Origin of the sequence: Thalassospira indica, assembly GCF_003403095.1 — a bacterium.
GTDB classification, from domain to species: Bacteria; Pseudomonadota; Alphaproteobacteria; order Rhodospirillales; family Thalassospiraceae; genus Thalassospira; species Thalassospira indica.
In genome coordinates this window covers 4,188,534-4,213,053 of record NZ_CP031555.1, presented here as the reverse complement: position 1 = coordinate 4,213,053, position 24,520 = coordinate 4,188,534, and the positions used below count along the sequence as shown (strand labels likewise).

The following is a 24,520-nucleotide window of genomic DNA, read 5'->3' as shown; positions in this document are numbered from 1 at the left end:
ACGCGTTTTGGAAACCTAGTCCTTTTTGACGTCAGGCAGGCTGTTCTGGGCCGTGCTTTGCATGATTTCATCGCGTTCGGTCAGGAACCCCGCATAGCCGTTTTCCATCATGGCTCCGCCCAGTTCGATATAGACTGTGAACAGACGCGATAAGGTATCGGCCTCGTCCGTGTCCAGAACCGACAACAACTCACCCGATCTGGCTTGCCCGGTTTCGAAATGCTCCCAGGCATGTTCGAGCAGGATTTTACCGAGATAATCGAGATCACCATATTTGCCCTGGCCGATGGCATTGCGGATTTCACCAAGGGTGATGTCGGCAGCGATCAGGACTTCCGAGGGGATGGTGACAAGGCGGTCGGGGCCTTTGATGTCTTCGGGCAGGTCGCGCAGGATGTGGATGATATAGCAAAAGATCGCCATGTCCCGTGCGTGATAGAGCGGCGGGTTGGTCAGTGGCGAGGTATAGCCGATCTCTGCGTCATAACGGGCCGACAACAGATAAACAAAAATTGATGCCGGTGCCGCGGTTGCACCTTCGCAATAGGCGATAAAATCTTCCCATTCGTCCATCGGTTCTTCGGCGATGTCACGATGAAGCGCGTCAGCCAGTTCGATCCATGGATCTGCGGGAAGGTCGCTGCGTCCCAAGGTCAGGCGCAGGGCCTGATAGACCTCAGACGACAAAGGGCCGTTTTCGGGCAGAGGATTATCCAGATCTGCCTTGGAGGCGATGACCTGTGCTTGCCATTGATGAATGGTTTGCAGGACAAATTCGCGTTGGGCATCGCGCTCGGCATCGGGAAGTTCAAGGAACCCGTCATCGACGATATCGTCGATCACACGCATCGAGGCATAGGCTGCCAGAAAGAAACGCTGCCGTTCGGGCGAAAGGCGCATTGCGGCACGATACAGATTGGCATTCTTTGCGGCTGCCAGTTCATTGCAGGCATCGAATGGTGGTCCAAGTACAGCGTGTTCAGGAGGGAGCGAATGGCTCATGCGTGTCTGGATGTCCCGTTGGTTTGCTTTCAAACAGTCATACAGCACTGCCAGCGCTGCGCAACATCCGAATTGGGAATTGTCAGGGGCGTTGGCATACGGTGCGCAACCGCATGATCAGAACTGGATCCGGTATCTGGCCGTCAGCCCCAACATGGCATCAATGCCATCAAGTAGACCGTCATTGGGGCTCGTTGTGGTCAAATCACGTGAAACCGAGCCATGCAGACCGATCCAGATATCTTCGAGCGGCATGTAAGACAGTGAGCCGGCAAGTCCGGCATCGTTGGTCAAGCCTGTACCGGTAAAACCGAACCTTGGACGCGCACGATGTTGCATACCGAATGCATCGGTCTGGTAAACACCAAAATTGCCCGGTGTCGCGGCATCAAGATCAACGAACGGTCCGACGGTAAAACCAACATCAGGGGTCGGTGAATAGCCAAACCCGATTTGGGCATTCATGCCGTGATCAGAACGCGGCGTACCACCGAATTCAAGCCAGTACTGTGCCGGATTGTGAGGATCTGTTGCATCGGGACCAAGTGTCAGGCCATAGCGCGCCGACGGGGTAAAGGTGCGATCAAAGCCGGTTGGGTTTGAGGATGAAATACCGCCGGGGCCAAATGCGCTGCCGCCCGGGATCAACGTAACGCCGGTTTGCGATGTTGGTTCAGTTTGCAGCGACTGGGCAAAAGCCGAGGGGGTCTGAACCAGACCCGCATGCAGCAAAGCCGTCAGAAATATCCATATCCGGTGTCTTTTTGCCCAATTTGGCCAATGCAGCTTTTTCATGTCGCCTGTGCCCACAGGTGATCAAACAACCACAGCAATCGAGGCAACAGCCAGACTGCGTCCTTTGCCGGACGCTTGAATGGTTTGATTTTGTCGGTCCCAACCAACAACCGTTGAACCCTTGCTGCGTTCTTGGCGCGTAGCAAACTTCATCGGGTTCTTGACGGACGGGGTTTTCCGGCGTGACTTGATCCTGGGTTTTACCGGGGATTGCCGGTCAGGATGTGCTCGTGCTCAGAAAGTCCCGAATTGCGTCGATTTGCGCTTTATTATTTAAGTGGGGTGCGTGCCCGCAGTTCGCCACTGCAAAAACCGGCATTTGTGGTTTTTTCTGTTTCATTTTATCGACGATGGATTTCGGAATCAGATCGGACTGTTCGCCGCTGATCAGCATAACCGGGCAGGGCAGGGCTTCAAATTCGGCCCAAGCATCAAATTTATCAATATGTTCGGCGAAAACCCGCATCACTTGCGGGTCGTAATGCATCATGAAATTGCCATTGGGCAGGCGACGTACGGAACGTGATGCCAAAAAGGCCCATGTCGCATCATCGGCCACCCCGAAGGATGCATAAACCAGCCGAACAAGCTGTTCGACCTCGTCGATGGTTTCAAATTCCGGGGACGCCCCGACATAGGATTTGATACGCGCAACCGCAACAGGATCAAGTTCGGGGCCAATGTCATTAAGCACCAGCCGTTCGATGCGTCCGGCAACTTCGGTTGTGGCATAAAGACCAATCAGACCGCCCATGGATGTACCAATCCAGTCGCAGGTATCGATGTTGAAATGATCAAGCAGTTCAAACATCTGCGCAACATAGAAGGGCACAGTATATTCCGCGTCTGGATCGCTGGCCCAGCCGGAAAATCCCCGCCCGATCATTGATGGGCAAAGAACATAGTATTTGTCGGTGAAATGCGGCGCGACATGGTCAAAATCATCGGCCAGACGTGCCAGCCCGTGCATCATCAGAAGCGGCCGATTGGCCGGATCGCCCCATGCCCTGACATGGACTTCATAGCCACAGCATTTGACGAAATGTTCGCGAAAATCGGCCATGGGATACTCCTTGTCAGGGATGTCTTGTTCGGATCGTCAGGCGGACTTCTTGCGGGCGATCATGAACAGGCGATTGAACGGAAACAGGGTACGTCCGTCATCGCGTGGCGGATAGACCTGATTAAGCCGCTCCTTGTATTTCGCAGTGAATTTTGCGCGCGCTTCGTCATCGGGCAGGGCATCCATGACCGGACGCAGGATGGTTGAACTGGTCCAGTTATAGACCGCATCTGGCCCGGTCAGCACGTGACAATATTGGGTTTGCCAAAGGTCGACTTCATCACATGCAGGTGTCAGCACATCGAAATAATCACCCGGGCGCATGATGCGGGCCGCATGCATGGCGGTTGCCACTTCCTTGCGCCAGTCCATGCCGGCTTCGCCGATCAACTGGTAGCTGGGCGCCAGGAAATTGTTGGGCACCTGAATGGCAATGATGCCGCCGGGGCGAAGATGTTCAAGAAGGTGCGGAAACAGCTTTGAGTGATCGGGCACCCAGTGCAGGGCCGCATTGGAAAACAGCAGATCAACTGGCGCGTCCGGTTGCCAGTCGGCGATGTCGGCCCTTTGCCAGGTGATATTTTCACCCCGCTTGCGCGCGGTTTCAAGCATTTCGTCAGACGAATCAACACCGGTGATGCGCGGTCCGTCAGGATCGCTGGATCCATATGCGTCGGCAAGCAGTGCCGTTACCGAACCCGGGCCACAGCCTAGGTCGACAATATGACGGGGTGAAAACCCGCTTGCCGGTTTGGGCAAACGCGAAATCAGATCGATGGCCGGTCGCAGGCGTTCATTGCCAAACAGACCGTAACGGGCAGGATCCCAGTGTGTATTGCTCATGGGGAAAGTCTTATCGCGTTTCGGATGTCATTTGAAGCATCGAGGAGAGGTGCAGACAAAAACAAGCGCCCCAGACCAGAGGTTGGGGCGCAGAAATCCGATGACACATCAAACGCAGCGATCAGTGATCGGACGCTTCAAGCTGGTCATAATGGCCCTTGATCAGATGGAACATGAACAGCACGGCACCAATGAACATCGCAAGTCCGACGAAGTAGGAATAACCGTCCTGCGAACCTGACGCGTAAAACAGGCCGAAAAGACCGACCACGATGGTCAGAACACCAAAGATCAACCGATCCATACCCATGTTGGAACTCCTCTAAGCCGAATGTTTGTTATTCAAATTTATCGAAAACTGTACTGCGATCAAACCGCAAACATCGTCTTATGCCTGACCCTTTTCGCGAATTCTTTGCGGTATGTCATGAAACTCGGCGGCAATTTGTAAATAAACCGGCCTTTTGAACGGCACGATAAGATCCGGCAGGGTCGCCAGGTCGTTCCAGCGCCAGCTGTCAAATTCCGGATCCGGGACATCAATATTGATGTGTTTGTCCTTGCCGGTAAAGCGCATGGCGAACCATTTCTGTTTCTGGCCGCGATACTTGCCCTTGAATGCCTTGCCGATCAGGTGTTCGGGCAGATCATAGGTCAGCCAGTTCGGTGTTTCGGAAATGATTTCGGCCTTGTCGGTGCCGATTTCTTCCTTGAGTTCACGCATGGCGGCCTCAATCGGCGTTTCGCCGTCATCAATGCCGCCTTGCGGCAGTTGCCAGGCGCCTTCAAACCCGAAACGGTTCCCCATCCAGACCAATCCGTCTGCGTTAAACAGGGCAATACCGACGCATGGCCGATAAGGAAGATCATCTGCCGTGACTTTGTCTGCGTTCGGGGTATCGGACTTCTTTGCCATGACTGCTCCTGACTGACAGGGCTGGGGTACCAGCATCTGTCATTAGTTCTCGATTGTGTTGGCGGGTTCGTCGGGCTCCGCCGGACCGGCAGGTTCCGAAAGTGCTTCTTCCTGCTCTGCCTGTTCGGCCATGACCTCACGTTCGCGTTCTTCGGCTTCAAGGCGGGCGGCCTCTGCCTCGTCGGCAGATTGCGGCGTGACCTGCTGGCCTGATACGGCACTAACCGGGACCAGAACAACGCCCTGACGTTTCAGGCGGAAGGCCCAGTTGCGCAGTCGCTGGATCGTCACCGGATAGGATTGCGCAATCCCGACGGCAACGCCATTGCGTTTGGCGATCTCGACCAGTTCGGCCAGCCGCCTATCGATGTGGCGGCGGCTTGGCGTGTCATCGATGATGACATTGCTGATCGCATTCGGTGTTCCGTCGTTTGCCGCCAGTTGCGCGCCATAGCTGGCGACACCGCTTCCGGTGCCTTCGACATACATCAGGCCAGTACGCGAAATGAATTCGATCACCGGACGAATGGCGCTGTCGAGGCTGCCGAACTTCGATCCCTGACGGCTGACAAGGCCAGCATAGCCGGGGAAGCGTGCCAGCAACCATTCCAGACGGACAAGGTTTTCACCCTCTGACAGGGATGTCAAAAGTGCGCGCGGTCCGGGGTCTGACAGCGGGAAGTCCGCCGGTTCCATCGGAAGTTCAAGGAAGACCTCGTGGCCCATGGCGCGTGCTTCGCGGGCAACCGTTTGCAAATCGCGGGCATAGGGCGAAATCGCCAGTGAAATGTTCAGGGGCAGATCATTGATGGCCGCGTCGGTGCGCTCTTCATTCAGGCCAACACCGGTCAGCATCACCGCTACAACGGGGGTACCTTCGGGCAGTTCGAACGGGCGTTTGTAGGCTTCAAACGGTGTGGTGCCATCATCGCCAATGCGCGGGATACGGCCAAAGCTGCCTTCTTCGTCAAGACCGGGCAGCGGCGCCGGGCGCAAGGGATCGGGGTCGATTGGTTCGTCAAACGATCCTTCTTCCTCGATCAGGGCGGCGAGTTCTTCTGGTGTCGGGGCGCCATCACCGGTGCCATCGGTTGCCCCCGGTGTTCCGATCAGGTCGGAAACGCCATCAAGGTTGCCAGCAATGTCTTCGGCCGACTGGCCTTGGCCATTTGCGCCGTTGGCAGCCTCCATCGCGGCGCGATCGCGATCCTGAATGTCCTTAACGCCGCGCGCGATTTCTTCTTGCAGTTCGCGTTCGGTGCCCGGAACCGTGATCATGGCTTCCGGCCCGCCAGCATGAAACAGCCGCCAGCCGGTTTCCGGATCAAGCACCGGGATCATCGCGACTGCTGTTGCGCAAAACGGCGACAGGAACAGGGTAATGATCAGCAGTTTCGAAAGCCAGCTACGCCGGGATTTCGGCCGCTTTGGCATTCGTTTGAACTGCACTTCGATCGGCAGTTCATTAAAGGGCAGGTCATCGAGATTGACGTTGTCTTCGTCGTCGGCGTCAGTCATCCCGTCGCCAAGGTCGTCGGCCAAATCACTGGCCATGTCCTCGTCGATGTCACCGTTCTTTTTCTTTCGGAACGGCAAGGAATTTAGGATTTTCCTGAACACGCGCAACTAGTCTCTCACGATGCCGGGTCCAACCTTACCCATTCGGACGCGGGCCAAACAGCGAAATACCCCGGATCATGTCAAGTGCACGCGACAGCTGATAATCATCAATCGCCAGCTGTTCGGCCTCGTCACGGCGGGAATTTGCATCCTGTTCCGCATCTGTGATGCCTTCGTCCTCGTTGCGAAGGGCGCCACTAAGCGATGCTTCGGAGCGACGGGTATCCGCCTCGATGCTTTCGACACGTGCCTGCGGAACGATGATGTCTGGCACAATGCCGACTTCCTGAATGGATTTGCCTGACGGCGTGTAATATCGCGCCGTGGTCAGACGAAGGGCTACGTTACCGGGCATCGGCAGGATGGTCTGGACCGACCCCTTGCCAAAGCTTCGCGTACCCATAATGACCGCACGGCGGTGATCCTGAAGGGCGCCGGCAACAATTTCGGATGCCGAGGCAGAACCATCATTGATCAGAACCACAATCGGCAAACCTTCGCTGAGGTCACCGCTGCGTGCGTTGTACCGCTCGGTGTTTTCGGTATCACGCGGACGGGTCGATACGATTTCACCCTTATCAAGGAAGGCATCGGAAACCGAAATTGCCTGATCAAGCAAGCCGCCCGGGTTGTTGCGCAGGTCAATCACCAGACCCTTGATTTCCGGGCCGATTTCTTCGCGCATGTCGGCAATGGCGCGCTGCAGGCCGCTGGCGGTCTGTTCGTTGAATTTGGTGATACGGATATAGCCGATATCGTCTTTCGGTTCGGCGCGGACAGACTGGATCTTGATCACCGCACGGGTCAGGGTGACATCAAATGGTGCCTGTTCACCCTTGCGGATGATGGTCAGGACGATGTCGGTATTGACCTTGCCGCGCATCATCTCAACCGCGTCATTCAGCGTCATGCCGCGAATGGCGGTGCCATCGATATGCGTAATAAAGTCGCCCGGCTGAAGGCCAGCCTTTTCGGCGGGCGTGTCATAGATCGGCGCGATGACTTTGACAAAACCGTCTTCCATCGTGACTTCGATGCCTAGACCACCGAATTCACCGCGGGTATCGACCTGCATTTCTTCGAAATTATCCATATTAAGATAGGAGGAATGCGGATCAAGCGATGTCAGCATGCCGTTGATGGCCGCTTCGATCAGTTTTTTGTCATCGACTTCTTCGACATATTTGCTTTTGACCTGTTCGAACACGTCGCCAAACAGGTTGAGCAGCCGATAGGTCTCAGCCGAGGAGGTTGAAGATTGCGCCAAAACTGGCGACGCAAGGCCGATAGTCATGCCGGTCGCGAGTGCGAGTACTGCCAATCGTGAGGTTTTCATCCACTTACCTTGCCGTTTTTCGAGGCCAGCCATGGAAGCGGATTGATTGCTTCCCCGTTCTGGCGCATCTCCAGATATAGTTTTGGCGAAGTTTCACCCATAATACCAACAGGTTCGCCCGCCAATAGATATTGTCCTACCACACTGTCCAGCCGATCAAAACCGGCGATAAGGCTATGGTATCCTTCGCCGTGTTCGATAATCAAGAGTCGGCCATACCCGCGGAAGGGGCCAGCAAAGACAACTTTGCCGTCAAAAGGTGAGACAACCTGCGCATTTGCGCGTGTGCTGATCTCAATTCCCTTGGATCTGTTTACGGTCAAACCATCCGGGCCGCGTGATTTTTCACCAAAAAGTGTAACCACTTTACCACTGGCGGGCATGCGGAGGTTGCCTTGTGCCAGTGTGATCGAGCTGCCAACAGCGAATTCTTCTTCGCTTGTATCGTTACCACCGGAATTGCCCGCATCAGATTTGCTTTCGGGCGGCGGTGGCGGTGTGTTTTTGGCAATTGTTGTCGTACCAAGAGTGTCTGCATCCGGTTCGGTACGTGTCGCAACACGAACTTCCGGACGGGCGCGCGGGCGTGGCAGCCCTTCAGCACGATTTTCCAGATTGCGCAAAAGCTCGCCCAGCGATTTGGCTTCATCGGCAAGCACACTTACGGCCTTGGCGGCTTCCTCGGCTTCGGCCTCTGTCTGGGCACGCAGGTGGCGCTTTTCATCCAGAAGGGCGGCAAGGGACGCGCGTTCTTGCTGCAATTCCTGGGTGGCAGCGGCCAATTCGCTGCGTCGATTGCGAATATCTTCGCGCAGCGTAGCAATCTCGCCCAGTTCCTTGCGCAGATCGCGGGCATGTTGTTCGACCCCGGGCAGAGCGGCCTTAAGCAATACCGCCGAACGTAACGTATCCTGCGGTGATGTCGGCAGGGCAATGACCGCTTCGGGCGGGGTGGTCGACAGGCGCTGCAGGGCCATCAGGATGCGGGCATACTGCCCGGCCTTGTCTTCAAGGCTGGTGGCCGCGACCTTTTCACGTGCTTCAAGGGTTTCGAGCTGATCTTCCAGTTCGGTCAGCGTCGTTTCAAGGCGCTGGGTGCGTCTGGCGACAGATATCGCCTCGGACTGAAGGGCTTGTTCCTCGGTCCAGAGTTCCCGTGATTTGCGCGACAGGAACTCTTCCTGTTTTTGTTGTTCGGAAAGCTGGTTTTCAAGTTGATCAAGTTGCTGATCAACCTTTTGCAGCGATTGGGCAAAAGAAGGCGCAGCCCCGCCTGCAGCAAAAACCGCAAAAGCGATCAGCGCAGGCAGGGCGATCTCATAAGCTAACTTAGCTCGCAAGAAGCGCGTCATTCTGTTTCAGGCCCTTAAGCAAGGGTTTACCAGTCATTTCTGCCGGTTGCGGCACGCCAAGCAATTGCAGCAAGGTCGGTGCGACATCGGCCAAACGACCATCTTCCAATGTTACCCCTTCCGGACCGTTAACAAGGATGGTCGGAACGAGATTAAGTGTATGTGCCGTGTGCGGTTCGCCGGTTTCCGGATCAACCATCACTTCGCAGTTGCCGTGATCAGCGGTGACAAAGGCGACGCCGCCGACCAACTTGATCGCGTCGATCACCTTGCCAAGGCAGGTATCAACTGCCTCCGCGGCCTTCATCGCGGCTTCAAGGATGCCGCTATGGCCGACCATGTCCGGGTTGGCAAAGTTCAGGATGATTGTGTCGTATTTTTCCGACTTGATGGCAGCGACCAGTTTTTCGGTCACTTCCGGTGCCGACATTTCCGGCTGCAGGTCATAGGTCGCAACTTTGGGGGAGGCGACCAGAATGCGGTCCTCGCCCTCGAATACCTGTTCTTCGCCGCCGTTAAAGAAGAACGACACGTGCGGGTACTTTTCCGTCTCGGCGATGCGAAGCTGCTTCATGCCGGCTTTGGAAACCACTTCACCAAAGATGTTTGGCAGGGTCTGCGGCGGATAGATCGCATCCATGTATTTCGCATGTTCGGACGAATATTCGACCATCCCGGCCTGAACGGCGAACTTGACCGGCGTGCCGCGATCAAAGCCGTCAAATTCCGGAGCGCAAAGGGCGGAAAGGATTTCACGTGCGCGGTCCGCCCGGAAATTGGTCATCAGAAGGCCGTCGCCATCCTTTATGCCGTCATAATCGCCAATCACGGTCGGCAGAACGAATTCATCGGTGGTGCCGGCTTCATAGGCGTTGGCAATCGCGGCCTCCGCACTGTCAGCACTGCGGCCATCGGCGTAATTCTTGCCCTGAACCATGGTGAAATAGGCCTGGCTTACGCGTTCCCAGCGATTGTCGCGGTCCATGGCGTAATAACGGCCGGTGACGGTGGCGATTTCAACATCAGCATCGCCGATCAGGGCGCGGAATTTCTCAAGGAACTTGGCGGCACTTTTCGGTGCGGTATCACGGCCATCAAGATAGGCGTGAATTTTTACCGGCACACCGGCACTCGCAATGATCTTGGCTAGGGCCGCCATGTGGGCCTGATGGGAATGCACCCCGCCTTCGGACAGAAGACCCGCGATATGGCAAACGCCCTTGGAATCGGAAAGTTTGGCGATGATCTTTTTGACGGTGTCGGTATCGGCGATGGTGCCGGTTTTGACGGCCTCGTCAATTTTGGGCAGTTCCTGCATGACCACACGGCCAGCACCCAGGTTCATGTGACCGACTTCCGAGTTGCCCATCTGACCTTCGGGCAGGCCAACATCCAGACCACAGGCCTTGAGGAACCCGGTCGGATTGTTGGCGTAAAGGTCATCCCAGACAGGCGTGTTGGCAAGGGCGACAGCGTTGTCCTTGCTTTCTTCGCGATAACCCCAGCCGTCCAGAATGCACAGCACCACAGGGCGCGGGCGCTTTACGGAATTCGATACAGTCACGTTCATAAACCCCACAGATAAAGGAAAAGGCTGAATGTCCCGTAAATATGGTGACTTACGGGCTCTTTCGCCATCAATCCCGCCATGCGGACAGGGTGGGTCAGTCTTCGCGCACGACAGGTACATCAATTACCCGGGCAATTTAGCACGATTACCGTTGCTTAACAGCATCTGCCGCAGAAAATTTTGCAGATGCAAACCAGTTCTTTTGACAGTGTCTAAAGACGCAGATAGTGTTCAATCTGACGGTGAACCTCTGAGGTGGCAGAAATGTTATCTCGCACCGTGACGGGAGAGTTCGGATATCACGCGATTTGCATGATGTGCGGCGCCGAAGGAGCAATGCCTCATAAACACTCTCAGGCAGATGGACCGTCACGGAAGAGGCTCTGGAGAGAGAAACCAAAAAGCGCCTGGGAGAAAGCGCTGGTCAGGTTTCCACCGAAGGATGAACGCCCCAAGCCGATCTTGATCGGGCAGGGCGGATAATCTCAGGTCAAGGGACAGAGGGGGCAAAAACACCGGTTCGTAAACAGCGCGAAAACAAGCGCGTTATTGAGCCGTGAAGGAGGCCCTTGATGACAAATCCCGCGACCGATCCCACTTCGGGATCGCAAAAGAAATCCCAACATGACGTCAACCTGTCGGTTGTTGACCTTTACACGATAGGTATCGGTCCTTCGAGTTCGCATACGGTTGGCCCGATGCGCGCGGGGTATCGTTTCTGCCTTGAGCTTGAGGCGCGCAATCTTTTGCAAAAGACCGGCAGTGTCGTGGTTGATCTTTATGGATCGCTTGCCCTGACCGGCAAGGGGCACGCAACCGATACCGCGGTGATCATGGGCCTGAATGGCAAGCGCCCGCGCAATATCGATCCTGATGATATCGTGCCGACTGTGAAGGCGATTGATGAAACCAGCCAGTTGCAGCTTTATGGGCAGTATCCGGTTGCGTTTAACCGCGATACCAATCTGGTGTTTCATTTCACCGAGACCCTTCCGCAGCATCCCAATGGCATGCGCATTACCGCCTTTGACCGCGATGGCGTGAAAATCCATACCCAGGAATATTTCTCGGTCGGGGGTGGCTTTATCGTATCCAGTGACGATCACGGTGCGGAATATTCCGGCGATAACATCACCTTGCCATTTCCGTTCTCGTCCGCCGATGAACTGATGGAAATCTGCAAGCGTGAAGGGCGCTCCATCGCGGAAATCATGATGGAGAACGAGCAAAGCTGGCGCAGCGCCGATGAAACCATCGCCTTTGTTGATCGCGTTCATGACGCGATGATGAGCTGCATTGACCGTGGCATCCGCACTGACGGTATCTTGCCCGGTGGCCTGAATGTCAAACGCCGGGCATCAAACCTTTACAAGGAACTGACCGAAAAGCCCGAAGCCGGCCTGCGTGATCCGTTAACGGTGATTGACTGGGTCAATCTGTATGCCCTTGCCGTGAACGAAGAAAATGCTGCAGGCGGGCGGGTTGTGACCGCACCGACCAACGGGGCCGCAGGCGTTATTCCCGCCGTTCTGCGCTATTACGAAAAGTTCGGTGCCAACGCCAATCAGCACAAAATTCGTGAATTCCTTCTGACCGCGGCGGCCATAGGGTCGATCTATAAAAAGCGCGCCTCAATCTCGGCGGCCGAAGTTGGCTGTCAGGGCGAGGTCGGTGTTGCCTGTTCGATGGCGGCTGGCGCGTTGTGTGCGGTGCTGGGCGGAACGCCCGAACAGGTCGAAAACGCCGCCGAGATCGGTATGGAACATAACCTTGGCCTGACCTGTGATCCGATTGGCGGTCTGGTGCAGGTGCCGTGCATCGAACGCAACACCATGGGTGCGGTCAAGGCGATCAATGCAGCACGTCTGGCATTGCGCGGTGACGGACAGCATACCGTGTCGCTTGATAAGGTGATCGAGACCATGCGCCAGACGGGACTCGACATGCAAAGCAAGTACAAGGAAACCAGTCAGGGCGGTCTTGCGGTCAATGTCAACGTTGTGGAGTGCTGATCCCAACTCTTAAGAATAGGGCGGAAAACCGGGCTTTTAGGCATCTGCAATGTAAATTAGACGGTTTTCTGTTTTTGTTTCTTGCGACTTGAGGTTGGTGTTTTGCTATGATTTGCCGACTAAAAATAGGGGCAAAGACCCCAATATCGGTTGGACATAGACATGAGCAAAAAACTGTTCCGCATATACATCGCGGTCAGTCTGGATGGATTCATTGCGCGTGCCAATGGTGCGGTGGACTGGTTGGGGGAATATGACCCGGCCGAGTTCGGCTTTGATGACTTTCTGGACTCCGTCGGTACGCTGATCATAGGGCGAAACACCTTTGATCAGGTGATGGAATTTGGCGACTGGCCCTATGAGGCCCGCCGCACAATCGTTTTGACTTCCCGCGAACTGCCCAAAGAGCGGCCTGCCAATACCGAGGCGTATGGCGGGAGTATCATCGAACTGGTCGATCAATTGCGCGACCGGCGGTCGGCGGATGGTGACATCTGGGTCGTCGGCGGGGGCAGTGTGGTGACACAGTTCCTGTTTGGCGACTTTGCCGATCAGCTTGATATCTTCACCATCCCGGAAGTGCTGGGCTCTGGCATTTCGTTGTTCGGGCGTGACGCCGGGGGCATCAAACCCCGTCTTCTGGCGTCCGAGCGATACAATTCCGGTGTCGTGCGCAGCCAATACGGTTTGGCCTAAGCCCGAAAACACACAAAGCCTGCATCTGGTGAACCGGATGCGGGCTTTGTCGTTCTATGCCATTTTTGCAGGATGAAGCCTTAGATTTCTTCAAGTGCCTCAAGCGATTCCGGCAGGATCTGACCACCATCGACCACGATTTGCTGGCCGGTGATATAGGCCGCTTCATCGGATGCAAAGAACAGGGCGGCATTGGCGATATCCTCGACACTGCCCAGACGTTTCAGCGGGATCGAGTTTGCCATCGAGCTCAGATAATCCTCGCCAAGATCGGCCAGGCCCTCTGTCATGATATTGCCGGGCATGACGGCATTGATTGTCGTGTTATAGCGCGACAATTCCATGGCAGCGGTCTTGATAAAGCCAAGCTGGCCGGCCTTTGACGCGCCATAATGCGACCACCCCGGATAACCGGTGACCGGCCCGGTGATTGAGGACGTGATCACCACGCGGCCCTTGCCACTTTTTTCGAAATAGGGAATGCAGGCCTTCACGCACAGGAAGCTGCTTTTAAGGTTGGTCGACATCACCTGATCCCAGTCATCCGCCGTCATATCGACCATCTTGACCTGCGGAAAGATGCCAGCATTGGCACACAGGATATCAATTCCGCCAAAGGTTTTGGCGGTGTAGTCGGCAAGCGCGCTTACCTGATCGAAATCCGAGACATCACACAGGAACATATCGGCGGTGCCCCCGGCGGCCTTGATTTCATCCACCGTCGCGGCCGCGTCCTTTTCGGTGCGGGCGGCGATCATAACCTTTGCGCCCTTGATGGCAAATACCTTGGCGATGCCCTTGCCAATGCCCTTTGAGCCACCGGTGACGATGACGCTTTTGCCGGAAATCGAAGTCAGCATGGTCGATCCTTTCGTGAAGTCATTGGGCAATGCGTCAGCTTTGCGATGTGCTGCGGATTGCCGGTTCCCTGATTGTGCGCTGCGTTATGTTTTCTTGATGATTGGTCGAAATATTCCGTGATGCAACAAAAAATGTTGCAAGTTACACATTTTGTGCCTCATTATTCACAAAATGACACTGAGATGGTCCTGAAACGGGGCGCAACTTCCGTTTCAAGACGGTCACGAGATAGCGGCAGGAGGCATCAATTGGGCGGCATTTACGATGACAACATGATTGATGTCCTGAAAGAGGGCGCCATATCGGTCCTGCCTGGTTGGGGCATGGGGCCGGATGCCGAGGTGTCGCTTCTGACCGTTTCGGAAAATGCGACCTTTTTGGCAACCGATCCAAATAGCGGTGCAAAACTGATCCTGCGTGTTCATCGGCCGGGCTATCACACCCGTGCGGAAATTGAATCTGAACTCGCCTGGATCAATGCGCTTCGGGCCAGTGACATTGTCGAAACACCCAAGCCACGCATGCGCAGTGACGGGTCACTGGTTGCCGAGTTTGATCAGGGCGGGGTCAGTCGCCATGTGGTCGCGTTTGATTTTATGCGTGGCGCTGAACCCTCCGCTGATGAGGCGCTGGTTGATGGATTTTTCAAGCTGGGCGCGATCAGTGCGCGCCTGCATGGACATGCGCGGCAATGGACGCGATCGGTCAATTTTGTGCGCAAAAGCTGGACGTTCGATACCACCCTTGGCGCCAATCCGCATTGGGGAGATTGGCGGGACGCACCGGGCCTTGATGACGATGGTCTGGCGTTGCTTGAACGTCTGTGCAGCCATCTTGATCAGAAGCTTGCGTCTTTCGGGATGGGCAATGATCGATATGGTCTGATCCACGCCGATTTGCGTCTGGCGAACCTTCTGGTCGATGGCGACCGGCTGGGTGTGATTGATTTCGATGACTGTGGGTTTGGCTGGTTTGGCTATGACTTTGCAGCCGCGATCAGCTTTATCGAACTTGATCCGATTGTTCCGGCATTGAAAGAAGCCTGGGTCGAGGGATACCGGACCGTTGCACCGTTTTCGGCCAGTGACGTGGCGATGCTTGATAGCTTTGTTATGCTGCGTCGCCTGCTTTTGACTGCCTGGATCGCAAGCCATCCGGAAACACCGACCGCGCAGGAAATGGGCACAGGCTTTACCGCCGGGACCCTGCAAATGGCGCAGGATTATCTGACAGCCGAGAATGCGAAATGAAGCCTGTACGCCCCATCCTTGATATGAACGCCTATGATGGCAAAACGTCTTTCGCACAGACCAAGGAGGGTGATGACCTTTTGTCGCGCCGCACCCGGAACTTTGGCGCGGCATCGGTTCTGTTTTACCGCGATCCGATTGAAATGGTGTCGGGATCAGGCTGCTGGATGACGGCGGCGGATGGCACCAGCTATCTGGATTTCTATAACAATGTGCCCTCGGTCGGGCATTGCCATCCGCGCGTGGTGACCGCCATGTCCGAGCAGGCCGCCAAGCTTAATATCAACAGTCGATACCTGCACCAGACGACCGAGGAATATCTCGATCGTCTGAAGGCGACATTTCCGAATTACCTTGAAAACATCGTTCTGACCTGCAGCGGTAGCGAGGCAAATGACCTTGCGTTGCGCATTGCCCAGCGTGCGACGGGTGCCAGTGGTTTTATCGTGACTGAGTCCGCCTATCACGGCAACACGGCGGCGGTGACCGACATTTCGCCATCGGCGTTGAAACGTGGCCAATTGCCTGATCACGTGATTGCCATTCCAGCCCCCAGCAAGCTTACCTACGGCGATAATATCGCCGCTGGTTTTGCAGATGAGGTCAACAAGGCCGCACTGGTTTTGCAAGATCGCGGATATGGGGTTGCGGCCCTGATCGCCGATAGCATTTTTTCCAGTGACGGCGTGTTTTCCAATCCGCGCGGGTTCCTGCGTCTGGCGGTTGCGGTTGTTCATCGGGCGGGCGGACTTTTTATTGCCGATGAAGTACAGCCGGGCTTTGCCAGAACCGGCGATGCCTTCTGGGGTTTTGCCCGCCACGATCTTGTGCCCGACATCGTCAGCATGGGCAAGCCGATGGGCAATGGCTTTCCAATGGCGGGGATTGCTGTCCGCCCGGAATTGCTTAGCGCATTTTGCGACGATGTCGGATATTTCAACACATTTGCGGCAAGCCCGGTGGCGTCGGCGACCGGGCTTGCCGTTTTGAATGTCATCCGCGATGAAAACCTTCAGGCCAATGCCGCCCTGTGTGGCAAGTCATTGCGTGAAGGCTTGCTGCATCTGGCCGATATTGACGGTCGGATTACAGATGTTCGCGGTGCAGGATTGTTCATTGGCGTTGATCTGGCACCCGATGGTGATCCGGCAAACCCCAGCGGGCAACTGGTTAGTGACATCATCAACGCCATGCGCCAGAACCGGGTGCTGATCGGGGCGGCCGGGAAATACGGCCAGACATTGAAAATTCGCCCGCCGCTGTGTTTGAAATCGTCCGAGGTGGATTTCTTCATCGAGGCACTGGCGAAGTCGCTTCGGACCTGTCGCTAAGATTTTTGTCGCTAGCTACGCGTCGGGGCTTTGATCGTACAGCCGCCGGCACGGATGGTTTCATCAAGTACACCCATCGGGCTTTCATCACTGACCAGAACATCGACCGATGTCCAGTCGCAATAGCGCGCCGGAAAGGCCTGATTAAACTTGGTGTGGTCGGCAACAATCATGCTGCGGGTGGCGCGTTCCATCATGACGGAATAAACGTCAGCCGCCTCGATCAAGGCATCGCTCGCCCCATCCCCATCAAGGCCACTTGCGCCAAGAATGGCCCATTCCACCCGGTAGTTTTCTAAAAACCGCACGGTTTGTGCACCATGCATCGCACCTTCCTGCGCGTGATAAAGGCCCGGTGCCATGATCACGCGGATCGTCGGATTGATGGCAAGAACCGTGGCGACACCAAAGGAATGGGTGATCACGGTAAGATCGTTCATGGTGACGGCAAGGCGTTTGGCGACATGCACCGTGGTTGCCCCCGACCCGATCATGATGTGGCGTGCGCCTGCCAGAACCGGGATGGATTGCTTGGCGATGCTTTCACGTTCGGCAATGTGAAGCTGATGGCGTTCATTCAGGCCCGGTTCGCTGGCGTGGCGGCGAACTGCCCCACCATAGGTGCGGTTGATCAGTCCTTGCGATGTCAGTTCGTCAAAGTCGCGTCGAATGGTTTCATTCGAGACATTCAAACGTTCGGCAAGATCTGCGATCCGAAGTGCCGGTTCGAGATCCAGTTCGCCAAGAATGCGTTGTTGTCGCAGGGATTTTTTGTTTGCAGCCATGCCCTGATGATAGTGCCAGCCCCGTCATCACGCCAGACGTTTTAATCAGTCATTCAGTCGGCCGAAATCCCGAACTTGCGACAATGGGCGTGATAGCTGCTGGCAAGTTCGTCCGCCCCGATCAGATTACCGGTTTCGTCCTTGTAGGTCAGATGATGTTCAATCGGCTGGCCCTGCCAGAGCTTTTCAATCTCGGCCCGTTTCGGCGTCTTGCGGAAATCGGCAATGAAGTCGTTGATGGCGCAAAGCAACGGATAGGACGCAGGTTCCGCTGCGACTGCCGCGACATAGAAAAACGGGTGCGGCAGGATCGGTTTGGGGAGGACTTCCAGACGACCATGCCAAGGGCTTTGCGGGTTCTTCGATGCCCAGTAAAACACAGGATGGTCCCCGGCAAAGGCATCAATCGCCCCGTCGGCAACCGCGTCATGCACGCGCGAAATATCGCCATAGGCGATCATGTTCGAAAGCTTGGCAATACCACCGGGTTTGTTTTCATTATCCGCCCAGCGAAGACCAACATCTTCAAGCACGGTAAGGGCGGCGGGGTCATTAACCGTGCCCAGTACCCTGCCCTCAAGATCGGCAATGGTGTTGATTGATGTATTGTCCGGGCGGCGGATCAGCGAAAAGTTCAGATAGGTATAGGTATCTGAGAACGCGACACCCTTATAAAAATCGCTGGGCGGCAAGGCGCACCAGACAACATCGGCGGGTGGTTGTCCGGCCTTTTTGCCAACAAACAGAAGTTCGGTCAAAAGGTCCCACGGATGTTCAATGAACTCGCACTCAACGCCGATGGACTTGGCAAAGGCCTCGGCATAGTCGATATCAATACCATGCAGCGGGCCACCTTTTTGCGGGCGGAACGATGCCCCGACCAGTGCCGGGTCAATCGCGATGCGGATTTTTCCGCGCGCCTTGATATCGGCGAGGCGGTCATAGGCCGGGTCTTCGGGAATGTAACTGGCGGCCAGAAACTGCGAAAGCTTGGTCGATACGTTTGCTGTATCGGTGGTGCAGTTTGACAGTTTGGCGATTTCGCCTGACGCCCAGCTTACTTTGCTGCGTGTGCGGGCTGATGAGTCTTTGCTGGCATCGAGCAGTTCAAACACGACCTGGTTATGGCCGCTGATATGTTCAAGGCGTCCCGACATCTGGGCAAAGCGATCCTTAAGCCCGCCAAGTGCCTCTTCGATCTCACCACCCAGGCTATCAAGGTCATTGCCGATATTTCCCATGCTTTCGCGCAGGGATTTGGTGACATCGGACAGATCGATCAGATCGACGGCCTCGTTGGTGCGCTGCATGGTGCTTTGTGCAAGATTGCCAACTTCCTTGGCCACCACGGCAAAGCCGCGGCCATGGTCACCGGCGCGGGCGGCCTCGATCGTGGCGTTAAGGGCGAGCAACTTGATCCCCTTGCCGATATCTTCAATCGCACTCAGAACCTTTGCCGCACCTTCGGCCTTGGTTTCCAAATCCTGACTGATCTTTTCAAGGTCGCCACGAATGGCATCGGTTTTCGACGAGACCGTTGCGCGCGTGCTTTCCTGAACGTCGTTGGCGGTATGGGTGCTTTCTTCGATTTCGCGGCGCGTTTGTTCAAGACCGGTGCGCAGATTGTTGGATCGCACATCGATCTCGCGCATCAGGCTGTCTTGGGTTTCACCCGCCGTGTTGGCGAATTTCAAAAGATTTTCAATGTAATCAAGGGCCGTGGAAATACCGCGCATCAGCCCGTCAAGTTGGTCGGCTTGTGGTGGTGCATCCGCCTGCATGGGCTGTGTGTCTGATGATTGTTGCGGTTCGTCCTGATCAACGAGGTCCGCACGCGGCGCCAAGATGGTTTCTTCCATTTTTCAAAGCCTCACCACTGCCACTGAATTTTGTGAATTTTTATTTCTTATAAGGAAACTCTATCGTCGGGTGGAAAATGTTGCAAGGCAGCATATTATGAAAGTTGATAACCGGTGCTGTGATGCCTTGAAGTTGCAATGCTTTTTAAATCTCGTAGGGCGCCGTGCACCGGCACACCAGAATTTTGTGTTGCGTTGCAATGGCTAGCACTCGGCAATACCGAACTTGCGGCAATGAGCGTGATACAGGGTTGCCAGTTCATCGGCCCCGATCAGATTTCCGGCCTCGTCCTTGTAGGTCAGATGATGTTCAAGCGCCTGGCCCTGCCACAGTTTTTCGATCTCGGCGCGCGCAGACGTGCCACGGAACTCGGCAATGAATGCGTTGATCGCGCACAACAACTTCCAGGATGCCGGTTCTGCGGCCACCGCGGCAGTATAGTAATAAGGCAGCGGCAGGATATTACCCGGCAGGACTTCAATGCGGCCATGCCATGGGCTTTCCGGGTTATTTGCCGCCCAGTGGAAGATCGGCTGATCAACCGCAAAGGCATCAACGGCCCCGTCGGCCAAGGCATCATGCAGGCGTGTCTGGTCGCTATAGGCAATCAGGTTGGAAAGCTTGGCGATGCCGCCCGGATTGCTTTCATTATCCGCCCAGCGCAGCCCCTGTTCTTCAAGAACCTGAAACGCCACCGGATCATTGATGATACCCAACACCTTGCCATCGAGGTCCGAAAGGCGATTGATCGCCGTATTCCCGGCCCGCCGACAAAGCGCGAAGTTGAGGTATGTGTAGGTATCTGAATAAGCGACACCCTTGTAAAAGTCGCTGGGGGGCAGGGCGCTCCAGACCACATCGGCGGTCGGCGCACCCGGTTTGGCTCCGACAAAAAGAAGTTCGGTCAGAAGATCCCAGGGATGTTCAACAAATTCACATTCAACGCCCAGCCATTTGGCAAGTGCCCTTGCGTAATCGGCATCAAGGCCACGCAACGGATCATTTGGCTTAAGGCGGAATGACAACCCGACAAAGGCCGGTTCAATGGCGATGCGGATTTTGCCGCGTGCCTTGATATCGGCCAGTCGGTCATAGGTTGGATCATCATGCAGGTGATGGGACTTCAAAAACTGCGCAAGGTTGTCATGCGCCAATGTCGCATTCGAAAGGCTTGTGCTCAGCGCCTTGGTGTCATTATGCGCCCGGGTAACCTTGCCGCGTGTACGGGCCGAGGCATCCTTGCTACCCGCCAGTAATTCAAACACCACCTGATTGTGCTCGGAAATATCAGATAGCCGTTCTGACATGTTGGCAAAGCGTTCCTGAAGGGTGGTAAGCGACCCTTCGATTTCGTTGCCAAGGCTATCAAGATCATTGCCGATACTGGCCATGCTTTCGCGCAGCGCCTTGGTAACATCCGAAAGATCAATCAGATCGACCGCCTCGTGGGTGCGTTGCATGGTACTTTGCGCCAGATTGCCGACTTCCTTGGCAACAACGGCAAATCCACGGCCATGATCACCGGCACGCGCCGCCTCGATCGCGGCGTTAAGGGCCAAAAGCTTGATGCCCTTGCCGATATCCTCAATCGCGCTCAGAACCTTGTTGGCACCTTCGGCCTTGGTTTCCAGTTCGGCGCTGATGCGTTCAAGGTCGGTTCGGATTGCGTCGGTCTTTGCGGCCACTGTGGCGCGGGTGGCTTCCTGAACGTCATGGGCAACAGAGGTGCTGTTTTCGATCTCGCGCCCGGTGTCATCCAGACCGGCACGCAGATTGTTTGACCGCACGTCGATTTCGCGCATCAGGCTGTCCTGGGTTTCGCCCGCCGTATTGGCAAATTCCAGAAGATGCTGAATGTAATCCAGTGCGGTGGAGATGCCGCGCATCAGGTCTTCGATGCCAGCATTGGTTTGGGCGACCTTGCGCGCAGTTTCGCCGTCTTGCGCAGCCAAAACAGTTTGTTCCATATTCAACGCCTTACCATTACCCAAGAGTCATTCTTTGATTTTGGGAATATTTTTTTCTTGTGGGGAATGTTAGCGGCGCTGTTTATATGTTGCAAGGCAGCATGGGCTAGAACGAGAAAATATCTTTATTTTCTCGGGCATAAGTTGAGCAACGGTATAGGGTACCTTGCACTGCAGGTAGGGCCTGCCCCTATCTTTATGCCGCGATGCAGTATTATTCGCGGTGATAGGGATGGTTGGTCTGAATGGCGTGGGCGCGAAACAGCTGTTCGGAAATCAGGGCGCGGACCAGCATATGCGGCCATGTGGCCTTGCCCAGCGACCAAAGCGTATTGGCCCGTGATTTAAGGGCTGCGCCATGCCCGTCCGCCCCGCCAATGGCAAAGGCGATATTACCGGCATATTGATCCATCCAGCCTTCAAGCTTCTGCGAAAACTCGATCGATCCATATTCCTTGCCGCGCTCATCGAGCGCGATCAGGAAGGCATTTTCCGGAATGACGCCAAGCAGGAGATCCGCTTCGCGGTCTTTAAGCTGATTGGGCGGGAGTTTCTTTTTTTCTTCGACTTCGCGCAGCACAAAGGGCCAGCGCAGTCGGGCGGCGTAATGGTCAAAAAGATCTTTCTCGGGGCCGGCTTTCATCCGTCCCACCGCAGCAAGGGTAATTTGCATGTCGTCGATCCAGACCGTTACGCAAGATATCTGTTTGGCGCCGTTACCCGCCTTGGGCAGGCGCCAAACAGCGCGAGCTGTTAGTACAGCCGCGCTGCCTGCTGTTTCAGAGCCGGGTTTTCAACGCCCCACATCTCTTCGATGTTGTAAAAGGCACGAACTTCCGGACGGAAAAGATGAACGATGACATCGCCCGTATCGACCAGAACCCAGTCACCCTGTTCCTTGCCTTCTGCCAGTGCACGGCCCTGACCGGCATCCTTGATGGCTTCGACAAGGTGTTCAGCCATGGATGCGACCCGGCGCGATGACGAGCCGGTTGCGATGATCATGTGATCGGCAAGGGAGGTTTTATCGGTCAGATCAATGGTAACAAGGTCTTCGGCCTTGTCATCTTCGAGCGTTCTCTGGATCAGCGAGAGCATTTCGCCGGAGGTCAGAGTCTGTTTTGCGGTACCTATGGTCGCCACCTTAATGTTTCGCGCGATGGCCGGACTTCTCCGGCCAAATACATCGCTGCGATGCTTACACCTGCCATCTGCCTTCGGCGCGAATTGCGGTCGAAGAGGCCGGATGGCGCTTGATTGGCAGGTATACCCAGGCCGGAACATCCAGATCGGCCAGCAAACCCGCCCTGTCCATGGGAATGCGCCAGCGTTCCATACGGCGCGCGGCGGTTCCGGACAATGCCTTGTTAGAATACCCTTCACGGTCGAGAACCGCAATGGGAGCACGTAAAATCAACCTTTCCCACCATTTCCATTTATGGAACTGGGCCAGGTTGTCTGCTCCCATCAGCCAAACGAACTTTGTTCGGGTAAAACGGCGTTGCAAGGCTGCAAGAGTGTCGGCCGTATAGCGGGTTCCAAGCTCGGTTTCAATTGCAGAAACAACAATGCGGGGATGCTTTGCCATCATCAGTGCCGAATCAAAGCGGTCGGCAAGGTCGGCCATGCCGGTCGATGACTTAAGCGGGTTTTGCGGTGACACCAGCCACCAGACCGCATCAAGCTGTAGGCGTTTCAACGCTTCGAGCGATATATGAAGGTGACCTTCATGGGCGGGATTGAACGACCCGCCCAACAGGCCGACCCGTGGTGGGGCCGCATGTGATCTGGGGGCAGATGACGTCATGGACGGGTCTGACCGTTACCACGAACAATGTATTTATAGCTGGTCAGCTGTTCGACTCCGACCGGGCCACGTGCATGCAGCTTGCCGGTCGAAATGCCGATCTCGGCCCCCATGCCAAATTCGCCACCATCTGCGAACTGGGTTGATGCGTTTACGATGACGATCCCGGAATCCACCCCGTTGAGGAAGGTGGCCGTTGCGGTGGCGTTTTCGGCAACGATGGCATCGGTATGGTGCGATCCGAACGTGTTGATGTGATCAACCGCCTCTTGCACACCTGACACAACCTTGATCGACACAATCGCATCAAGATATTCGGTGACCCAATCGTCGGCGGTGGCCGGTTTGATGCGGCCATCAATCGCCTGCGCGGTTTCATCCCCGCGAAGTTCGCAGCTCTTGGCAACCAGTGCCTCGGAAATGCGGGGTAACAGACGGCCTGCGACCGAACTATCGATCAGGATGGTTTCCGTCGCACCGCAAATCCCGACGCGGCGCATCTTGGCATTCACAACAATGTCGACCGCCTTTTGCGGATCGGCACTGGCATGGACATAGGTGTGGCAAAGCCCTTCCAGATGCTTGAACAGCGGAATGCGGCTTTCATCCGTGATGCGCGAAATCAGCGACTTGCCGCCGCGCGGGACGATGACATCAATGTAATCCGACAGTTTCAGCATCTCGCCAACCGCGGCACGATCCGTTACCGGGATCATCTGAAGAGCATTTTCGGGCAGGCCCGCTTCCCGGATGCCAGCCACCATGCAGTCAAAAATCGCACGCGATGAGTGAAAGCTTTCCGAACCACCACGCAGGATGGCGGCATTACCCGACTTGATGCACATCGCACCGGCATCGGCCGTCACATTCGGGCGGCTTTCATAGATGATGCCAATCACGCCAAGCGGGACAGATACGCGTGCGATATCAAGGCCGTTATGTTCCGGGCTCCAGCGCGCAAGCTCACGACCGACGGGATCGGGCAGCTGGGCAACGGCCTCAATACCCTTGGCAATGCCTTCGATGCGATTAGAATCCAGTGCCAGACGGTCCAGCAAGGCTGCCGTCAGGCCTTTGGCGCGACCGGCTTCCATGTCCTTTGTGTTGGCTTCAAGGATGGTATCTGCGTTTTCGCGCAGTTTGGCGGCTGCGGCCTTAAGGGCAGCTTCCTTTGGCTCGGCCGGGACCTGTGCGAGTTCGAGTGCCGCCTTGCGGGCCTTGATTCCCATATCGCGCATCAGTGCTGCGATATCCTGGCTTTCGATACTGGCAAGCGCCGTCATGGTCCTGGTTCCGTTCCTGTCATTCTGGCCAGTGCAAAACGCACTTGGCCAATTGTTCTGAGATTTTATCAACAAATTGGCAAAATAGACATCAAACCGGCTATCTGCAATGTCCTTGAGTGGACAAAGCGCGCTGAATGCTTGCCAAATAGTGCGTAGCGGTCCATCTGT

The 24,520-nt window shown here is 55.7% G+C and carries 22 protein-coding genes and 1 riboswitch; of the genes, 4 read left to right on the top strand and 18 right to left on the bottom strand.

Annotated elements, in window-relative coordinates:
• Positions 1 to 15: 15 nt before the first annotated feature.
• From DY252_RS19685 to gpmI, 10 genes are all read right to left on the bottom strand, one after another.
• Entirely contained in the window at positions 16 to 1,002 is a 987-nt protein-coding gene (locus DY252_RS19685; protein WP_064788765.1) for a squalene/phytoene synthase family protein, read from the bottom strand.
• 117 nt (positions 1,003 to 1,119) lie between these two features.
• On the bottom strand, positions 1,120 to 1,797 hold the full coding sequence (locus tag DY252_RS19680; RefSeq protein WP_129542775.1) for a hypothetical protein: 678 nt from the start codon (positions 1,795 to 1,797) through the stop codon (positions 1,120 to 1,122).
• A 217-nt stretch (positions 1,798 to 2,014) separates the two neighbouring features.
• Positions 2,015 to 2,860 carry an alpha/beta fold hydrolase gene (locus tag DY252_RS19675; RefSeq protein ID WP_064788767.1) on the bottom strand — a complete coding sequence of 282 codons (846 nt, stop codon included), beginning with the start codon at positions 2,858 to 2,860 and terminating at the stop codon, positions 2,015 to 2,017.
• Positions 2,861 to 2,896: 36 nt separating this feature from the next.
• A complete protein-coding gene (locus DY252_RS19670) occupies positions 2,897 to 3,703 on the bottom strand; it encodes a methyltransferase domain-containing protein (RefSeq protein WP_064788768.1) in 807 nt (268 codons plus the stop codon).
• A 121-nt stretch (positions 3,704 to 3,824) separates the two neighbouring features.
• Positions 3,825 to 4,013 (bottom strand): hypothetical protein, encoded by a 189-nt coding sequence (locus tag DY252_RS19665; protein WP_008889835.1) that lies wholly within the window; start codon positions 4,011 to 4,013, stop codon positions 3,825 to 3,827.
• Between the two features lie 78 nt (positions 4,014 to 4,091).
• Positions 4,092 to 4,619: an RNA pyrophosphohydrolase gene (locus DY252_RS19660; RefSeq protein ID WP_008889836.1), complete on the bottom strand. Its 528-nt coding sequence runs from the start codon at positions 4,617 to 4,619 to the stop codon at positions 4,092 to 4,094.
• A 42-nt stretch (positions 4,620 to 4,661) separates the two neighbouring features.
• Positions 4,662 to 6,215, bottom strand: coding sequence for a divergent polysaccharide deacetylase family protein (locus DY252_RS19655; RefSeq protein WP_082923462.1), 1,554 nt, complete (start codon positions 6,213 to 6,215; stop codon positions 4,662 to 4,664).
• Between the two features lie 58 nt (positions 6,216 to 6,273).
• Positions 6,274 to 7,575 (bottom strand): S41 family peptidase, encoded by a 1,302-nt coding sequence (locus tag DY252_RS19650; RefSeq protein ID WP_063089172.1) that lies wholly within the window; start codon positions 7,573 to 7,575, stop codon positions 6,274 to 6,276.
• Positions 7,572 to 8,915: a murein hydrolase activator EnvC family protein gene (locus tag DY252_RS19645; protein ID WP_245960863.1), complete on the bottom strand. Its 1,344-nt coding sequence runs from the start codon at positions 8,913 to 8,915 to the stop codon at positions 7,572 to 7,574. Before DY252_RS19645 ends, DY252_RS19650 begins: the two co-directional genes overlap by 4 nt.
• Positions 8,905 to 10,497 (bottom strand): 2,3-bisphosphoglycerate-independent phosphoglycerate mutase, encoded by a 1,593-nt coding sequence (gene gpmI, locus DY252_RS19640; RefSeq protein WP_064788770.1) that lies wholly within the window; start codon positions 10,495 to 10,497, stop codon positions 8,905 to 8,907. Before gpmI ends, DY252_RS19645 begins: the two co-directional genes overlap by 11 nt.
• A 273-nt stretch (positions 10,498 to 10,770) precedes the next feature.
• A riboswitch (glycine riboswitch) is annotated at positions 10,771 to 10,876 on the top strand.
• A 193-nt stretch (positions 10,877 to 11,069) separates the two neighbouring features.
• Between gpmI and DY252_RS19635 the strand changes: the two genes are divergently transcribed.
• Positions 11,070 to 12,509: an L-serine ammonia-lyase gene (locus DY252_RS19635; protein WP_064788771.1), complete on the top strand. Its 1,440-nt coding sequence runs from the start codon at positions 11,070 to 11,072 to the stop codon at positions 12,507 to 12,509.
• Between the two features lie 162 nt (positions 12,510 to 12,671).
• Positions 12,672 to 13,205 (top strand): dihydrofolate reductase family protein, encoded by a 534-nt coding sequence (locus DY252_RS19630; RefSeq protein WP_064788772.1) that lies wholly within the window; start codon positions 12,672 to 12,674, stop codon positions 13,203 to 13,205.
• 80 nt (positions 13,206 to 13,285) lie between these two features.
• On the opposite strand, the gene fabG is transcribed toward DY252_RS19630, so the two are convergent.
• Positions 13,286 to 14,065, bottom strand: coding sequence for a 3-oxoacyl-ACP reductase FabG (gene fabG / locus DY252_RS19625; RefSeq protein WP_064788773.1), 780 nt, complete (start codon positions 14,063 to 14,065; stop codon positions 13,286 to 13,288).
• 249 nt (positions 14,066 to 14,314) lie between these two features.
• Between fabG and DY252_RS19620 the strand changes: the two genes are divergently transcribed.
• Both DY252_RS19620 and DY252_RS19615 read left to right on the top strand, forming a co-directional pair.
• Entirely contained in the window at positions 14,315 to 15,316 is a 1,002-nt protein-coding gene (locus DY252_RS19620) for a phosphotransferase enzyme family protein (RefSeq protein ID WP_082923463.1), read from the top strand.
• Entirely contained in the window at positions 15,313 to 16,647 is a 1,335-nt protein-coding gene (locus tag DY252_RS19615) for an aspartate aminotransferase family protein (RefSeq protein WP_064788774.1), read from the top strand. Before DY252_RS19620 ends, DY252_RS19615 begins: the two co-directional genes overlap by 4 nt.
• A gap of 11 nt (positions 16,648 to 16,658) precedes the next feature.
• Here the strand turns inward: DY252_RS19615 and DY252_RS19610 are convergent, their stop codons facing one another.
• The 7 genes from DY252_RS19610 to DY252_RS19580 form a co-directional block, all read right to left on the bottom strand.
• Positions 16,659 to 17,432 (bottom strand): DeoR/GlpR family DNA-binding transcription regulator, encoded by a 774-nt coding sequence (locus DY252_RS19610; RefSeq protein WP_064788775.1) that lies wholly within the window; start codon positions 17,430 to 17,432, stop codon positions 16,659 to 16,661.
• A 53-nt stretch (positions 17,433 to 17,485) separates the two neighbouring features.
• Entirely contained in the window at positions 17,486 to 19,291 is a 1,806-nt protein-coding gene (locus DY252_RS19605; RefSeq protein WP_064788776.1) for a methyl-accepting chemotaxis protein, read from the bottom strand.
• A gap of 204 nt (positions 19,292 to 19,495) precedes the next feature.
• The gene (locus DY252_RS22725) at positions 19,496 to 21,259 is read right to left on the bottom strand and encodes a methyl-accepting chemotaxis protein (RefSeq protein WP_064788777.1); all 1,764 of its coding nucleotides are present in this window, start codon (positions 21,257 to 21,259) and stop codon (positions 19,496 to 19,498) included.
• A 214-nt stretch (positions 21,260 to 21,473) separates the two neighbouring features.
• Positions 21,474 to 21,932, bottom strand: a complete 459-nt coding sequence (gene rlmH / locus DY252_RS19595; RefSeq protein WP_064788778.1) for a 23S rRNA (pseudouridine(1915)-N(3))-methyltransferase RlmH — start codon at positions 21,930 to 21,932, stop codon at positions 21,474 to 21,476.
• Positions 21,933 to 22,012: 80 nt separating this feature from the next.
• The gene (rsfS, locus tag DY252_RS19590; protein ID WP_051007601.1) at positions 22,013 to 22,402 is read right to left on the bottom strand and encodes a ribosome silencing factor; all 390 of its coding nucleotides are present in this window, start codon (positions 22,400 to 22,402) and stop codon (positions 22,013 to 22,015) included.
• A 55-nt stretch (positions 22,403 to 22,457) separates the two neighbouring features.
• Positions 22,458 to 23,066 (bottom strand): nicotinate-nucleotide adenylyltransferase, encoded by a 609-nt coding sequence (locus DY252_RS19585; RefSeq protein WP_040823073.1) that lies wholly within the window; start codon positions 23,064 to 23,066, stop codon positions 22,458 to 22,460.
• Positions 23,063 to 24,349 (bottom strand): glutamate-5-semialdehyde dehydrogenase, encoded by a 1,287-nt coding sequence (locus DY252_RS19580; RefSeq protein ID WP_064788779.1) that lies wholly within the window; start codon positions 24,347 to 24,349, stop codon positions 23,063 to 23,065. The genes DY252_RS19585 and DY252_RS19580 overlap by 4 nt, the downstream gene beginning before the upstream one ends.
• Between the last annotated feature and the right edge of the window lie 171 nt (positions 24,350 to 24,520).

Bases quoted from the DNA above. Each gene is read 5' to 3' on its own strand.
- DY252_RS19660 (WP_008889836.1), bottom strand. From the start codon at position 4,619: ATGGCAAAGAAGTCCGATACCCCGAACGCAGACAAAGTCACGGCAGAT.
- DY252_RS19665 (WP_008889835.1), bottom strand. From the start codon at position 4,013: ATGGGTATGGATCGGTTGATCTTTGGTGTTCTGACCATCGTGGTCGGT.
- DY252_RS19670 (WP_064788768.1), bottom strand. From the start codon at position 3,703: ATGAGCAATACACACTGGGATCCTGCCCGTTACGGTCTGTTTGGCAAT.
- DY252_RS19610 (WP_064788775.1), bottom strand. From the start codon at position 17,432: ATGGCTGCAAACAAAAAATCCCTGCGACAACAACGCATTCTTGGCGAA.
- fabG (WP_064788773.1), bottom strand. From the start codon at position 14,065: ATGCTGACTTCGATTTCCGGCAAAAGCGTCATCGTCACCGGTGGCTCA.
- DY252_RS19615 (WP_064788774.1), top strand. From the start codon at position 15,313: ATGAAGCCTGTACGCCCCATCCTTGATATGAACGCCTATGATGGCAAA.
- DY252_RS19650 (WP_063089172.1), bottom strand. From the start codon at position 7,575: ATGAAAACCTCACGATTGGCAGTACTCGCACTCGCGACCGGCATGACT.
- rlmH (WP_064788778.1), bottom strand. From the start codon at position 21,932: ATGCAAATTACCCTTGCTGCGGTGGGACGGATGAAAGCCGGCCCCGAG.
- gpmI (WP_064788770.1), bottom strand. From the start codon at position 10,497: ATGAACGTGACTGTATCGAATTCCGTAAAGCGCCCGCGCCCTGTGGTG.
- DY252_RS19685 (WP_064788765.1), bottom strand. From the start codon at position 1,002: ATGAGCCATTCGCTCCCTCCTGAACACGCTGTACTTGGACCACCATTC.
- DY252_RS19605 (WP_064788776.1), bottom strand. From the start codon at position 19,291: ATGGAAGAAACCATCTTGGCGCCGCGTGCGGACCTCGTTGATCAGGAC.
- DY252_RS19680 (WP_129542775.1), bottom strand. From the start codon at position 1,797: ATGAAAAAGCTGCATTGGCCAAATTGGGCAAAAAGACACCGGATATGG.
- DY252_RS19675 (WP_064788767.1), bottom strand. From the start codon at position 2,860: ATGGCCGATTTTCGCGAACATTTCGTCAAATGCTGTGGCTATGAAGTC.
- DY252_RS22725 (WP_064788777.1), bottom strand. From the start codon at position 21,259: ATGGAACAAACTGTTTTGGCTGCGCAAGACGGCGAAACTGCGCGCAAG.
- DY252_RS19635 (WP_064788771.1), top strand. From the start codon at position 11,070: ATGACAAATCCCGCGACCGATCCCACTTCGGGATCGCAAAAGAAATCC.
- DY252_RS19580 (WP_064788779.1), bottom strand. From the start codon at position 24,349: ATGACGGCGCTTGCCAGTATCGAAAGCCAGGATATCGCAGCACTGATG.
- DY252_RS19585 (WP_040823073.1), bottom strand. From the start codon at position 23,066: ATGACGTCATCTGCCCCCAGATCACATGCGGCCCCACCACGGGTCGGC.
- DY252_RS19630 (WP_064788772.1), top strand. From the start codon at position 12,672: ATGAGCAAAAAACTGTTCCGCATATACATCGCGGTCAGTCTGGATGGA.